The sequence below is a fragment of the Cobetia sp. UIB-001 genome (assembly GCF_044789135.1).
In the GTDB taxonomy this organism is placed as follows: Bacteria; Pseudomonadota; Gammaproteobacteria; order Pseudomonadales; family Halomonadaceae; genus Cobetia; species Cobetia amphilecti.
The window spans coordinates 1,420,171-1,432,907 of record NZ_CP058244.1; the positions used below are offsets into that span (position 1 = coordinate 1,420,171).

Below are 12,737 nucleotides of genomic sequence, written 5' to 3' on the forward strand. Positions count from 1 at the left end.
AGTGGTGCTGCCGTTCGTGGGCGGCAGTCGTCAGGCTCATGCAATTTGTGTCGAGCGTCGTTGCGTCTTTCGGTTACGCGATCTTGCGGTCTTGCGGTAGTTACTCGAAGCCCCGGCGTGTCAGCTCAGGCGTGTCAGGCGGTCGCGGTGCCAGGGCATCAGGGCGCGCAGCAGCGCATCCAGCGAGAAATAGAGCAGCAGGGAGAAGGCGACCAGCACCAGCAGGGCGGCGAACATCAGGTCGATTTCCATGCGCGCGTTGGCGTTGAGCATCAGATAGCCCAGCCCCTGACTGGCGCCGGCCCATTCCCCGATGACGGCGCCGATGGGGGCGGCGGTCGCGGCCATGCGTATGCCGGAGGCCAGTGCCGGCAGCGCGGCGGGCAACTGGATATGGATCAGTCGGCGCCATGGACTGGCGCCCAGGGTATGGGCAAGATCCAGCCAGCCCTGCTGGGTCTGGCGCAGGCCGTCGTAGCCGGTGGAGGCGACCGGGAAATAGATGATCAGCGTCGCCATCACCACCTTGGACAGCATGTCATAGCCGAGCCACAGCACCAGCAGCGGCGCGATCGCGAACAGCGGTATCACCTGACTGATCAGCAGCATCGGCAGCAGCGTGCGGCGCAGGCGGGGAATGAAGGCCAGCGCCAGCGCGGTGGCAAGGCCGAGCAGAATGCCCAGTACCAGCCCGGCCAGTATCTCGCTGATGGTGACGCCAGCGTGATGAGCCAGCAGCGGCGCCTTCTGGATCAGTACCTCGAGCACGGCCTGCGGCGTGGGCAGAATGTAGGGCGGTACGGCGGTGACGGCAATGATCAGCTGCCAAAGCCCCAGCAGGAGCAGCGCGCTGATGACGAGGTGACGCATGGCGTGCAGACGTTTCATGCGGCCTCCTCACTATCACGCAGGCGGGCGATCAGTTGCGCCTGCGCCGGTGGCAGGGCCGGGTCATCCAGCGGCACCGGGCGTGCGGCGCCAAGCCCCGGCAGGCGTTCCAGCTCGGCGCCGTGGCCCGGGAGGCTCGACGGGCGCAGCACCAGCAGTTGATCGGCGAGGCGCAATGCCTCCAGCGGATCATGGGTCACCATCAGGACGGTGCGGCCCTTGAGCAGGCGGCTGGCCAGATCATGCAGCTCCAGACGGGTGATGGCATCCACCGCCGAGAACGGCTCGTCCATCATCACGACCGGCGCCTGCTGGTAGAGCGTGCGGGCGAGGGCGACGCGCTGGCGCTGACCGCCGGAGAGGGCGTCCGGCCAGGCCTGCTCACGGCCCTCAAGCCCGACCGCGGCCAGAAGCTCATGGGCAAGCTTGCGATTGCGCGGCCGCCGGCGCAGGTCATCGCCCAGCCACAGGTTGTCGATGACGCGCCGCCACGGCAGCAACAGGTCCTGCTGCGCCATCCAGGCCACGCGGTCGGTCAGCGGCTGACCGTCATCGGTGGCGAGGTCGAGCTGGTGGAGATCTGACATCTCCAGGCCGGCCAGCAGGCGCAGCAGCGAACTCTTGCCGCAGCCGGAGCGCCCCAGCAGTGCCGTCCAGCTACCGGCCTCCAGACGCGCGGAAATATCGCGGAACAGCGTGTGGCCGGCGTAATCGATTCGTGCGTTGTTGAGGGTGAGTCCCAGCGACACAGGCAATTCCGTGGTCAGGCGGCGTGCCGGCAGGAGGAAGCAGGTGACGCGCCATGCAGGGCACGCGTCGGGGATTCCCTCCGCCGGTATCAACCGGATCAGGTTCCAGGGGTTGTCGCGCGACGTATCGCTGCGGCTCTCAGCCCATCCTCGGGCACCCCCATCCAGGCCGACAGTGTAACGTCACTGTCTTGCCGGTGTCTTGTCCGACGCGGGTCAGGGGCGGGGCGGGGGCGGGTCAGGTGGGCAGGGCAGAGGTGGCGTGCGAAACGGACTATGCCGATGTGCCACGCCTTGGGTATGCTGAGGATTACTGTAACAAGACGTGTAGCCCAAGGAGATCATCATGCCCGACACACCGGATCTCTCGACCTGTTCCAGTTATCCCGTTCCCCCACGGCGGCCGAGCACGGCTGAGGCCGTGGGCGAGCCGCGTCCCGTGCCCAGGGGCTGGCCCGAGGAGTCACTGACCCGCCGGCTCTCGACCTATCTGGGCCAACCGCTCGAACCGCTGGCGCTCGCCTGGCCGGATAGCGCCAACTGGCTATGGCGCCAGCGTGGCGGCACGCCCGGCCTCATCAAGCTGGCGCGCACCGGCCCAGACCATGACCCCTTCTGGCGTGCCATGCGCGGGGTCTTCGGCGCCGATCGCTGGGCGACGCCGGAGGGCCTGACGCGACTGGCGGGCGCCTTGCCCGCGCGCCTGCCGATTCCGCCACTGCCCCTGACCTTTCTGGGGCGTCTCGATGGCGCGCCCATCTGGCACCTGCCGTGGTCCAGCGGGCAGCCGAGTGATCTCAGCATCACCTTCTGTGAGCTGCTGGGCGACCAGCTCGGTCGCCTGCATCAGGATACGGTGTCGGGCTTCGGTCAGCCGCTGGCGCAGCCGATGCCGCTATTGCACTGGAATACCCGCGTCACGCGCTTTCTCGCCCATCACCCGCGTCGCGCGGAGCTTGGCACGCTGCTCAAGCGCACCTTCCCGGCGCCGACCCGCGCGGTGTGGTGTCTGCCGGACATGCGCGCCGATCAATACCTGTGCGCCGCCACCGGCTGGGTATGGAGCGATTGGGAGGCACTGGTGTGGGCGCCGATCGAGTTCGACTGGGCGCTGGTGGAGTTGCAGCTGGAAACGCCGGAGCAGCGTCAGGCCTTCATGAAGGGCTATTCGCGCCATGGGCGCATGATCGATCTCGATGGCCAGCGTGAGCTGTGTCGTGCGCTGTTGTGGGCGATGGAGGCCTTCGGTCCGCGGTCCTATGCTGAGCTTGCGGCATCCCCTGCCTGGGTCTCGCCGCGTAGCCTGGCGTGAAATCCGCGTGCTGCACGCTGCAAGTACATGAAAGGTGTGAAATTTCTCTGCAGCTCCATCGCTGACATGGAATACTGTGGGTGAGTCGTCGTGGACGTCACTCGAGATCTGATGTAGGGCTTGGCGGGGGAGCACTCGTGGTAGAGAACCTGAATTATTATTTCTTGCTGGCAGGCACGCTGATCGCCTTGAGCGTGTTGGCCAGCCGCGTCTCGGCGCGTCTTGGCATGCCGCTGCTACTGCTGTTCCTCGGCCTTGGCATGCTGGCGGGTGAAGATGGCGTGCTGGGCATCCAGTTCGACGACGCCTCATCCGCTTACATGATCGGCAATCTGGCGCTGGCGCTCATCCTGCTCGATGGCGGCCTGCGCACGCGGCTGTCCACGTTTCGTGCCGGCCTGAAACCGGCACTGGTGCTGGCCACCGTCGGGGTCTTCATGACCAGCGGCCTGGTGGGCCTTCTGGCCATGTGGCTGTTTGATCTCACTCTGATCGAAGGCCTGCTGGTCGGGGCCATCGTCGGCTCTACCGATGCCGCGGCGGTCTTCTCGCTGCTGGGCGGCCAGGGCGTTCACCTCAATGAGCGTGTCGGTGCGACGCTGGAAATCGAGTCCGGCACCAACGACCCGATGGCGATCTTCCTGACCATCACGCTGGCCGAGATCCTGACCGGTCAGCTCTCCGGCGTCGCGTCGGGCATCATGAGCTTCCTGCTGCAGTTCGGTGTCGGCGCCGCCATGGGGATCGCCGGCGGCTGGTTGATCGCCCGCCTGATGCGCTATCTGGACCTCGCGCCCGGCCTCTATTCGCTGCTGGCGCTGGCGCTGGGCTTGAGCCTCTTCGCCACCACCAACGAGATGGGCGGCAGCGGTTTCCTTGCCATCTATCTGTGCGGCCTGATGATCGGCAATCACCCCGGCCGGCATCTGGAGCACATCCTGCCGGTGCATGATGGCCTGGCGCATCTCTCGCAGATCGTGCTGTTCCTGATGCTGGGCCTTCTGGTCTCGCCCTCGACCATGCTGCAGTTCGCGCTGCCGGCCGCCATCCTCAGCGTGGCGTTGATTCTGGTGGTGCGCCCGCTGGCGGTCATCCTGTGTCTCAAGCCGTTCTTCCGCTTCCGCTGGCGTGAGCTGTGGTTCATCAGCTGGGTCGGATTGCGAGGGGCGGTGCCGATCGTGCTGGCGATCTTCCCGGTGATCACCGGGGTCGAGAATGCCGGTCTCTACTTCAATGTCGCCTTCTTCGTGGTCATCATCTCGCTGCTGGTGCAGGGCTCGTCGCTGGCGCCGATGGCGCGCAAGCTGCGGGTGGTGGTGCCGCCGGGCGCACAGCCCAGTCGCCGCAACCTGCTCGGTATCATGCCGGTCAATGACTACGAGATGCTGGTCTATCGCGTCGACAACACGGCGCTGGAAGGCGTGGCGCTGCGCATGCTGCGCTTCCCGTCGGGGGCCAAGGTCGGGGCGCTGTTCCGCAACAAGGTGTTGATCCACCCCAAGGGCAGCACCTGTCTGCATCAGCAGGATGTGCTGTGCGTGGTGGGGCGCTCCTGTGATGTGCCGAGCCTCAACCGCATGTTCAATGGCGAGAGTCTGCAGCACGAGCAACGTGCCTTCTTCGGGACCTTCACGCTGGAAGGCGATGCCAACATGCAGGATATCGCCGATGTCTACGGCTTGACGCTCTCCCAGGGCGAGCACCACCTGACCATCGCCGAATTCATCACCCGTCGAGTCGGCGGGGTGCCGGTGGTCGGCGACGATGTCGACTGGCATGGCATCCACTGGGTGGTGAACGAGGTGGAAGGCAATCGCATCACCAAGGTCGGCCTGCGACTGCACTGAGCCTGAGTCCGTGTCTGAGCCTGAATCTGTGTCAGGGCCTGCGCCTGCGCTTCACACACTACGACGCCCCCATTGCACTGCGTGTAATGGGGGCGTCGTGTTTGGACTCATCAATATCGTATTCTGTTGATGTCAGGCCAATTTGTCCGTGACAGCGCCTGGCCACCGATTGTGGCCAGCGACAAGGAGGTGACTACATGGCCAGCCCACATCCTCATCTCGCGGGCTTTCTGCGACGATTCGAGCAATTCCCGCCCGGACTCACGGCGGATGAGAAGACCTTTCATGCCACCTTCAATGTGGTCTACGTGCTGGCGGTCAGCTGCCATCTGCTCTACGCCATCCTGCTGTTGTGGCTGGGCGAGATGGGCATTCTGGCGCTGAATCTGGCGATGCTGATCGTCGATCTGGTCTGTCTGCAGCTGCACCGTGCTCGCCGTGAAGCCCTGGCGGCCACGCTGATGGCGTTGGGCACCTGCGCGCAGATCAGCTTCTCGTTGCGCTATTTCGGCTCGGAGGCCGGGTTCGACTACTTCTACTTCGGCGCCTTGCTGTGCATCTACTCGATCCGCATGTCGTTCATGCGGCGCGTTCTGCTGTGTGCCGCCTGCCTGAGCATGCCGCTGCTGGCCTACATCATCCTGATGCTGGAAGGGCCGACCAATCCGCTGCCCGCCGGCTGGATGCTGGCATTTCGCATCATCAATCTGGGCGTCTTGACCATCTTCTTCACGCTGGTGCTGGTGCAGATGGGCTGGTCGGTGGAGCGCCTGCAGCAGCGTTTCGAGACGGGAGGGCGCTTCGATGCGCTGACCGGCGCCCTGAGTCGCGCCGAGCTGGTCGACAGCGGGCGTGGCATGTTGATCAACAACGGGGCGCTGAGCGTGATGATGGTGGATGTCGACCATCTGGCGCTGATCAACGAGACCTGGGGTCGCCAGGCCGGCGATCAGGTGCTCAAGGAGCTGGTGCGGCGCATGCGCAGCATCCTGCGCGGGGAGGACCTGGTCGGGCGCTATGGCGGCGAGGAGTTCGTGCTGCTGTGCCCGGGGCTGCATGGCGAGCGCGTCGATCAGGTGGCAGAGCGCCTGTGCAAGGGCGCCTCGGCGTTGCCGTTCGTCATCAATGACGGCCTCAACAGTCTGGATGTCAATCTGTCGATCGGTGTCGCCCAGCGTCAGTCCGGCGACAAGGACCTGGAAGGCCTGATCGCCAAGGCCGACGTCAATCTGTTCCGCGCCAAGCAGGACGGCGGCAATGGCTTCGTCAGTGACACCCAGCTGGGCCCCGTGGGTGGGCCGGGCATCGCCGCCATCAATTGAGCGCAAAGCTCTGTGAGCAGAGTTTTCGCATAGAGATTTGCGAACAAAGCTAGGTATACAACCCAGCACGCCCCCGGAGAATGACGTTCATGTCTCCGGGGGCGTGCGTGTGTCAGGGCGTCATCAGGCTTGCCCTGAGAGGTGTCAGCGGCGGTTGGGCTGGCGACGACGGCCCTTGCTTGCGGACTTGGGGGCGTAGTCGCTGTTCGAGGCCGGCACCGCGAGCTTGGGCGCAAAGCCTTCCACGACTTCGCGTGTCACGAAATAGCCCAGGTGCTGCTCGATAGCGCACAAGTTGCGGAAGTCATCACGCGAGACCAGCGAGATGGCTTCACCGCTGGCTCCGGCGCGACCGGTACGCCCGATGCGGTGGACATAATCCTCGGCGGCGTCCGGCAGGTCATAGTTGACCACGCGCTGCAGGTCATCGATGTCGATGCCCCGCGCGGCAACGCCGGTGGCCACGAGATACTTGATGGTGCCGGCCTTGAAGTCGGCCAGCAGCTGCTCGCGCATTGCCTGGCTGCGACCGCTGTGGAAGGACTCGGCGGCGATGTCACGCTTCTCCAGCTGACTCACCAGCTTGGCGGCGCCGCGCTTGGTCTCGATGAAGATCAGCGCCTGCTGCCACTGCTTCTCGTGAATCAGGTGGCTCAGAAGGGCGGACTTGAACTCCTTGTCGACCGTGATCAGGTACTGGCTGATATCCGGCGCGGTGACGTTCTCCGGTGCGACCATGATCTCGACGGCGTCCGTCACTGCGGTCTTGGCGAGCACGCGCACCTGGGCCGAGAGCGTGGCCGAGAACAGCAGGTTCTGGCGCTCTCTGGGCAGCTTCTCGACGATCTTGTTGATGTCGGCGATGAAGCCCATGTCGAGCATGCGGTCCGCTTCGTCGATGACGAGGGTGCGTGTCTCGTCGAGATGGATCGCGCGGCGGGTCAGCATGTCCAGCAGGCGGCCAGGCGTCGCCACCAGGATGTCCACGCCCTCGATCAGGCGTTGTTGCTGGGGTTCGATCTCCACGCCGCCATACATCGCCATGGAGCTGACTTCCAGATACCTGGAGTAGTGCTGGATGTTGTCTTCGACCTGGATCGCCAGCTCCCGCGTCGGCGTCAGGATGACGGCATGTACGCGCTTGGCACGCACCTTGGGTGCCTGCTGCAGGGTCTGCAGGATGGGCAGCACGAAGCTTGCCGTCTTGCCGGTACCCGTCTGGGCGGCGGCGATCAGGTTGTCACCGGCCAGCACGACGGGGATCGCCTTCTCCTGGATGGGAGTCGGGGTCTGGTAGCCTTGCTCGGTGACGGCCTTGACGATGGAATCGCTCAAACCAAGGGCAGAAAATGGCATGGTGTCTCGACTTGTCTAGAGGGGGAGGGGCAAGCGCACATTCTGCGGCAAGGAATGTCTGGCGCAGTGATGCTCACTGTAGCCGAAAGTCCGCTGACGGCCCGGCGCATCATTGGCCATCGCTGCTCAGGCAGGGTAGCGAAGTGGCGGCGATGGGCGCTGCGCGGCAACAATGAAAAAGCCCCGCCTACCTGAAGTAGACGGGGCTTTCGGAATTCAAGGTGGTGGAGGGACAGGGATTCGAACCCTGGGTAGGCTATTAACCTACGCCGGTTTTCAAGACCGGTGCATTCAACCGCTCTGCCATCCCTCCGACTCACGGAGCGAAATACTACCGAACCTGATGAGAATAGCAAGGGGTAGGCGAAGAAAAATCTTCGGAAAAGCCATCGCGGACAATCACTTGCAGCAGGATGGCACCGGGGTGAGGCCGCCGGAGCCGCCTGCTGGCACCAGACCATGAATCAGGTCATGACTCAGGCCACGAAAAAGCCCCGCCTACCTGAGGTAGACGGGGCTTTCGGAATCAAGGTGGTGGAGGGACAGGGATTCGAACCCTGGGTAGGCTATTAACCTACGCCGGTTTTCAAGACCGGTGCATTCAACCGCTCTGCCATCCCTCCGACTCACGGGATGAAATACTACGGATTTTTCAGTCAGGGTCAAGGACTTGGCGTAAATTTCCTTGTCGTTCAGATGCTTGAAAGGTCGCACATGCCACAATGGCTGCGGAGACTGACGATGTCGTTGCCTTGCACGCGCCGGATGGTTGCCTCAATAGGGCTTTTCATCGTTCTGTCTCTTGATTAGGCAAACCCCTGAGGGCATGCTGGGGTCAAATCGATGAATCCATCGTAGCAACCTGAGGATAGACACCATGGCTAACAGCTCCTGGCAGGTCTCGCAGGATACCGCGAGCCGCTCGCTCAGTACTCACAAGGTACTGCGCAACACTTACATGATGCTGGCAATGACGCTGCTGTTCTCCGCGCTGACCGCTGGCGTGGCGATGAGCATGGGCGTCGGCCGCATGAACATCTTCGTGCTGCTGATCGGTGCCTACGGCCTGATGTTCCTGGTCCACAAGACCGCGAACTCCACCGCCGGCATCTTCGCGACCTTCGCCTTCACCGGCTTCATGGGCTTCACGCTCGGTCCGGTACTGAACGCCTACCTGAGCCTGCCCAACGGCGGCCAGCTGGTGATGACCGCCCTCGGCATGACCGGCATCACCTTCGCCGGCCTGTCCGCGGTGGCACTGGTGACGCGCAAGGACTTCTCGTTCCTCAGCAATTTCCTGTTCGCCGGCGCCATCGTGCTGATTCTGGCGATGCTGGCAGCGATGATCTTCAACATCAGCGGCCTGGCACTGGCTGTCTCCGCCGGCTTCGTGCTGTTCGCCTCCGCGGCGATCCTGTTCGAGACCAGCCAGATCATCCACGGCGGGCAGACCAACTACCTGCTGGCGACGGTGAGCCTGTACGTCTCCATCTACAACATGTTCGTCAGCCTGCTGGCCCTGCTGGGCTTCGCTTCCGACGATTGATCGTCAAGCGAAGGAACATGAGACCTGCAAACGACCCCGCCTCGGCGGGGTCGTTTGCGTTCGGGTGTCAGGTGGCGTGACTCGCGCTAGAATGGCGCCCATTCATGAGCAGTCACACGAGGTTCGCATGCGTTATGCTCTGGCCGTCTACGGCGGCCCCTATAGCCAGCAGGCCAGCCATTCGGCGCTGCGCTTTGCCGACGCCCTGCTGGCGCGCGGCCATCAGCTGACCACGGTGTTCTTCTATCACGATGGCGTCTACAACGCCGCCAACATGATGGCACCACCCCAGGACGAGCCGCATCTGCGCGATCGCTGGCTGTCGCTTGCCGAGAATCACGCCACCCGCCTGCAGGTGTGTGTCGCGGCGGGGCTGAGACGCGGCATGCTCGATGAGCGCGAAGCGGCGCGGCATGGCAAGCAGGGGCATACCCTCGAGGCGCCGTTCGAGCTGACGGGGCTGGGCCAGCTGGTCGAGGCGACGCTGGACAATGACCACCTGATCACCTTTGCATGACGTCATTTCTTGTCGTCACTGATGATGATGTCACTTATCGAGTGAGGAGCAGACCATGAGCGATGTGATGACGGCAGCCCCAGCAGGCGATGACGCCGGGATAGCCGCCGGTGATCTGCTGGTCATGCTACGCCATGGCCCGCATGGCAGCAGCTGGCTGCGCGAGGGACTGGAGGCGGCGATGGTCGCGGCCGCCTTCGGGCGCGAGGTCGGGCTGCTGTTCACCGGCGACGGCGTGATGGCGCTGCTGGAAGGGCAGCAGGTCGGGCCGCTGGGACAGAAGGGCAGTGACAACCTGCTGGCGGCGCTTGAGATGTATGACGTCGAGCGCTGTTACGTCGATGCGGCGGCGCTGCGCGCGCGGGGCCTGACAGCGCAGGATGTCACGCTGTTGCCGGTCACGCTGCTCGAGCACGACGAGGTGGTCGCGCTGACCACCGCGTTCTCGCGCGTGCTGAGCTTCTGACACGTCACTGCCGCCAACGCTGGCGACTGATATGCTCGCATCAGTTTCCTGATGCCATGTCATTGATATCTCTTGATTGATGGCCAGTGGCAGTCCCAGCTTCCCTTGCCTGGACAATTGCATGAATCTACATCTACTCAATCGTTCGCCATTCTCCAGCCGCATCCATGATGATGTGCTCAATGCCATGGGCCCGGAAGACCAGCTGCTGTTGATCGAGGATGGCGTCAATGGCGCCCTCGACAACGCCGAGCAGCACCTTGCCGGGCTTGAGGGAAGGCTGTTCGCGTTGCGCGAAGACCTCGAGTCCCGCGGTCTGCTGGGGCGCTGCGCGGAGAACGTCATCGTGGTCGACGTCGACGGTTTCGTCGCCCTGACCGAGGCCGCCGACAAGACCGTCAGCTGGTTCTGAGGCGCCAGGCGCTTCTCCCTTTCAATTTTCATGCAAGACAGTGAATCAGGATCTGTATGGCCAGTAGTGAAACGGTGCGCACACTGACGCTTGATGGGCGTGATATCGGACTGGATGCGGAAGGTTATCTGGTCGATCTGGATGACTGGAGCCCGGCGCTGGCGGAAATGCTGGCCGCCGAGGAGGGACGTGAACTGACGCCGGAGCACTGGGAGGTGATCGAGGTGTTGCGCGACTTCTATCAGCGCTTCTCGCTCTCGCCGGCCATGCGCCCGCTGAGCAAGGCGATGACCCAGCGGTTTGGCCCCGACAAGGGCCGCTCGCTGCATCTGATGCGGCTGTTCCCGGACAGCCCGCCCAAGGTGGGCGCGCGCATCGCCGGGCTGCCCAAGCCGACCAACTGTCTGTGACGGTCAGTCGCATGCCTGAGTCGTCTTGCCCGTCGTGGTGCGCTGCGCTCAACGCGCAAGACCCGGCAGGGATGGCGACGTACGGCGTTGTCTGCGTTACTATTCGTCACAGCGTTGCGGTGTCGGCCAGGAGGCCGATGCTGCTTCAGGTCCCGCGACATGGTCGCAAGGGCATTTGAATTCAGGCGGACAAGAGTCGACTTGCATGGGAAGAGCATTCCAGAACCGTAAAGAATCAATGGCGCGTACCTCTCTCAACAAGGCACGCGTGTATTCACGTTACGGGCGCGAGATTTACGTCTCGGCCAAGAGCGGTGGCCTCGATCCCAACGGCAACCTGAGCCTGCGTCGTCTCATCGAGAAGGCCAAGAAGGACCAGGTGCCGACTCACGTCATCGACAAGGCGATCGACAAGGCCAAGGGCACCGGCGGCGAAGACTTCGCTCTGGCGCGCTATGAAGGCTTTGGCCCGGGCAACGTCATGGTCATCGTTGATTGTCTGACCGACAACAACAACCGCACCTTCGGCGAAGTCCGCACCTGCTTCAACAAGGGCAAGGGCAAGCTGGGCGCGCAGGGTTCGGTGTCGCACATGTTCGACCACCGCGCCATCCTGGCCTTCAAGGGCGCGGAAGAGGACGAGGAAAAGGTCCTGGAAGCGCTGATGGAAGCCGACGTCGATGTCAGTGATATCGAGCTCGACGAAGGCATCATCACGGTTCTCGCGCCGACGACCGAGTACTTCAAGGCCAAGGGTGCGCTGACCGACATCTACGGTGAAGACCTCGACTTCGAAGTCGATGAGATCAGCTTCATTCCGCAGATCCATACCGAAGTCGGCGGCGATGACGCCGAGCTGCTCAACAAGATGCTCGAGCTGCTGGACGATTGTGAAGACGTGCAGCAGGTCTATCACAACGGCGAGTTCGTCTAGGTCAGCGTCTTGAACGTGATGCGACTAACGGCTTCACGCTGACAGGGATGCGAATGTCAGTGTGAGAGGTCAGTCAGAAAAAAGCCCCATCGGCATGCCGACGGGGCTTTTTCATGTCTCGACACTCTGCACGTTTTGACACCCTGCACGTTTCGACACTCTGCACGTATCGACAGTGTGCGTGTCTCAGCAGTGCGCGCGCTTCAGCAACGTGCATGGTGCTGCGCTTGCGGGTCCGTCTCGCGTGGGTCCGCCATGCCACCCTTGACGCCGTGCTTCACCAGCCAGACGTTGACGGGCCAGGCGGCGAGCAGCCCCAGACTCAGGGAAATGATCAGTGAGTTCCAGAACAGCGGCTGGTGCATGCCGGCACCGCCCGCAAGCCAGAGGTCCACGGAAATCGCCACCACTTCCATCACCACGATGGAGGCCGTCTCGCTCTTGAAGGCATCACGAATTACCTGCGGCTTGTCATCACTGCCGCCCTGCAGCATCGGGCCGACCGTCAGCAGGAAGCCGAACAGGTAAGCGAAGAGGAAGGTGATGATCGCGGTGGAGATATTGCCCATGGCCAACAGGCCCACCGCCAGGCTGACGCCGACGAATTCCCCCAGTCCGCAGCCCGAATAGCAGTGCGCGACGCTTCTCAGCCCCTTGCGGGCATCACCGTTGGCGGCGATCTGGCGGCGCCCGGCAAAGCGATAGACCAGCAGGCCCACGACACCGGAGTAGAGCGTGGTCAGCCCCCACACCCACTTCATCATCGGGGCCAGGTGAGCATTCTTCGTTGTCAGGTCACGCACGACCCAGATCAGCGCCGGTACCATCAGCAACAGCCAGCACAGCAGCAGGCTCCAGTGGGAAAGTGACTCACGTAATAGATCTTGCATGGTGACCCCCGTCGAGTGGATGTCGCAGATGGCCGTGTGCCGATAGCAATACGCTGATAGCAGTACGCCGATAGCAATACGCTGATGG

At 63.4% G+C, this 12,737-nt stretch carries 13 protein-coding genes, 2 tRNA genes and 1 riboswitch; of the genes, 9 read left to right on the top strand and 6 right to left on the bottom strand.

Annotation, left to right across the window (positions count from 1 at the left end; all coding sequences use genetic code 11):
- Positions 1–120 precede the first annotated feature (120 nt).
- Positions 121–888, bottom strand: coding sequence for an ABC transporter permease (locus HA399_RS06015; RefSeq protein ID WP_131431694.1), 768 nt, complete (start codon positions 886–888; stop codon positions 121–123).
- Positions 885–1,637, bottom strand: coding sequence for an ABC transporter ATP-binding protein (locus HA399_RS06020; protein WP_200906787.1), 753 nt, complete (start codon positions 1,635–1,637; stop codon positions 885–887). The genes HA399_RS06015 and HA399_RS06020 overlap by 4 nt, the downstream gene beginning before the upstream one ends.
- Positions 1,638–1,695: 58 nt before the next feature.
- Positions 1,696–1,809, bottom strand: a riboswitch (TPP riboswitch).
- Between the two features lie 174 nt (positions 1,810–1,983).
- Between HA399_RS06020 and HA399_RS06025 the strand changes: the two genes are divergently transcribed.
- From HA399_RS06025 to HA399_RS06035, 3 genes are all read left to right on the top strand, one after another.
- The gene (locus HA399_RS06025; protein ID WP_404326407.1) at positions 1,984–2,949 is read left to right on the top strand and encodes a hypothetical protein; all 966 of its coding nucleotides are present in this window, start codon (positions 1,984–1,986) and stop codon (positions 2,947–2,949) included.
- 137 nt (positions 2,950–3,086) lie between these two features.
- Positions 3,087–4,796 (top strand): potassium/proton antiporter, encoded by a 1,710-nt coding sequence (locus HA399_RS06030; protein ID WP_131431696.1) that lies wholly within the window; start codon positions 3,087–3,089, stop codon positions 4,794–4,796.
- 197 nt (positions 4,797–4,993) lie between these two features.
- Positions 4,994–6,118 carry a GGDEF domain-containing protein gene (locus HA399_RS06035; protein ID WP_054557336.1) on the top strand — a complete coding sequence of 375 codons (1,125 nt, stop codon included), beginning with the start codon at positions 4,994–4,996 and terminating at the stop codon, positions 6,116–6,118.
- Positions 6,119–6,262: 144 nt separating this feature from the next.
- Here the strand turns inward: HA399_RS06035 and HA399_RS06040 are convergent, their stop codons facing one another.
- The 3 genes from HA399_RS06040 to HA399_RS06050 all read right to left on the bottom strand — a co-directional run bounded on the left by HA399_RS06040 (position 6,263) and on the right by HA399_RS06050 (position 8,097).
- Entirely contained in the window at positions 6,263–7,474 is a 1,212-nt protein-coding gene (locus HA399_RS06040; protein WP_404326408.1) for a DEAD/DEAH box helicase, read from the bottom strand.
- A 222-nt stretch (positions 7,475–7,696) separates the two neighbouring features.
- A tRNA-Ser gene (locus HA399_RS06045) sits at positions 7,697–7,787 on the bottom strand.
- Between the two features lie 219 nt (positions 7,788–8,006).
- Positions 8,007–8,097, bottom strand: a tRNA-Ser gene (locus HA399_RS06050).
- A 254-nt stretch (positions 8,098–8,351) separates the two neighbouring features.
- Here HA399_RS06050 and HA399_RS06055 point away from each other — a divergent pair.
- The 6 genes from HA399_RS06055 to HA399_RS06080 all read left to right on the top strand — a co-directional run bounded on the left by HA399_RS06055 (position 8,352) and on the right by HA399_RS06080 (position 11,759).
- On the top strand, positions 8,352–9,020 hold the full coding sequence (locus HA399_RS06055; protein ID WP_043335052.1) for a Bax inhibitor-1/YccA family protein: 669 nt from the start codon (positions 8,352–8,354) through the stop codon (positions 9,018–9,020).
- Positions 9,021–9,147: 127 nt separating this feature from the next.
- A complete protein-coding gene (gene tusD, locus HA399_RS06060; protein WP_043335054.1) occupies positions 9,148–9,537 on the top strand; it encodes a sulfurtransferase complex subunit TusD in 390 nt (129 codons plus the stop codon).
- Between the two features lie 55 nt (positions 9,538–9,592).
- Entirely contained in the window at positions 9,593–10,003 is a 411-nt protein-coding gene (gene tusC, locus HA399_RS06065; RefSeq protein WP_235507078.1) for a sulfurtransferase complex subunit TusC, read from the top strand.
- A 121-nt stretch (positions 10,004–10,124) separates the two neighbouring features.
- Positions 10,125–10,415, top strand: coding sequence for a sulfurtransferase complex subunit TusB (gene tusB / locus HA399_RS06070; RefSeq protein WP_043335056.1), 291 nt, complete (start codon positions 10,125–10,127; stop codon positions 10,413–10,415).
- 56 nt (positions 10,416–10,471) lie between these two features.
- On the top strand, positions 10,472–10,825 hold the full coding sequence (locus HA399_RS06075) for a TusE/DsrC/DsvC family sulfur relay protein (RefSeq protein WP_166019546.1): 354 nt from the start codon (positions 10,472–10,474) through the stop codon (positions 10,823–10,825).
- 205 nt (positions 10,826–11,030) lie between these two features.
- Positions 11,031–11,759: a YebC/PmpR family DNA-binding transcriptional regulator gene (locus HA399_RS06080; protein ID WP_054557332.1), complete on the top strand. Its 729-nt coding sequence runs from the start codon at positions 11,031–11,033 to the stop codon at positions 11,757–11,759.
- 203 nt (positions 11,760–11,962) lie between these two features.
- Here the strand turns inward: HA399_RS06080 and HA399_RS06085 are convergent, their stop codons facing one another.
- On the bottom strand, positions 11,963–12,649 hold the full coding sequence (locus tag HA399_RS06085) for a DUF4396 domain-containing protein (protein ID WP_404326410.1): 687 nt from the start codon (positions 12,647–12,649) through the stop codon (positions 11,963–11,965).
- Positions 12,650–12,737 lie beyond the last annotated feature (88 nt).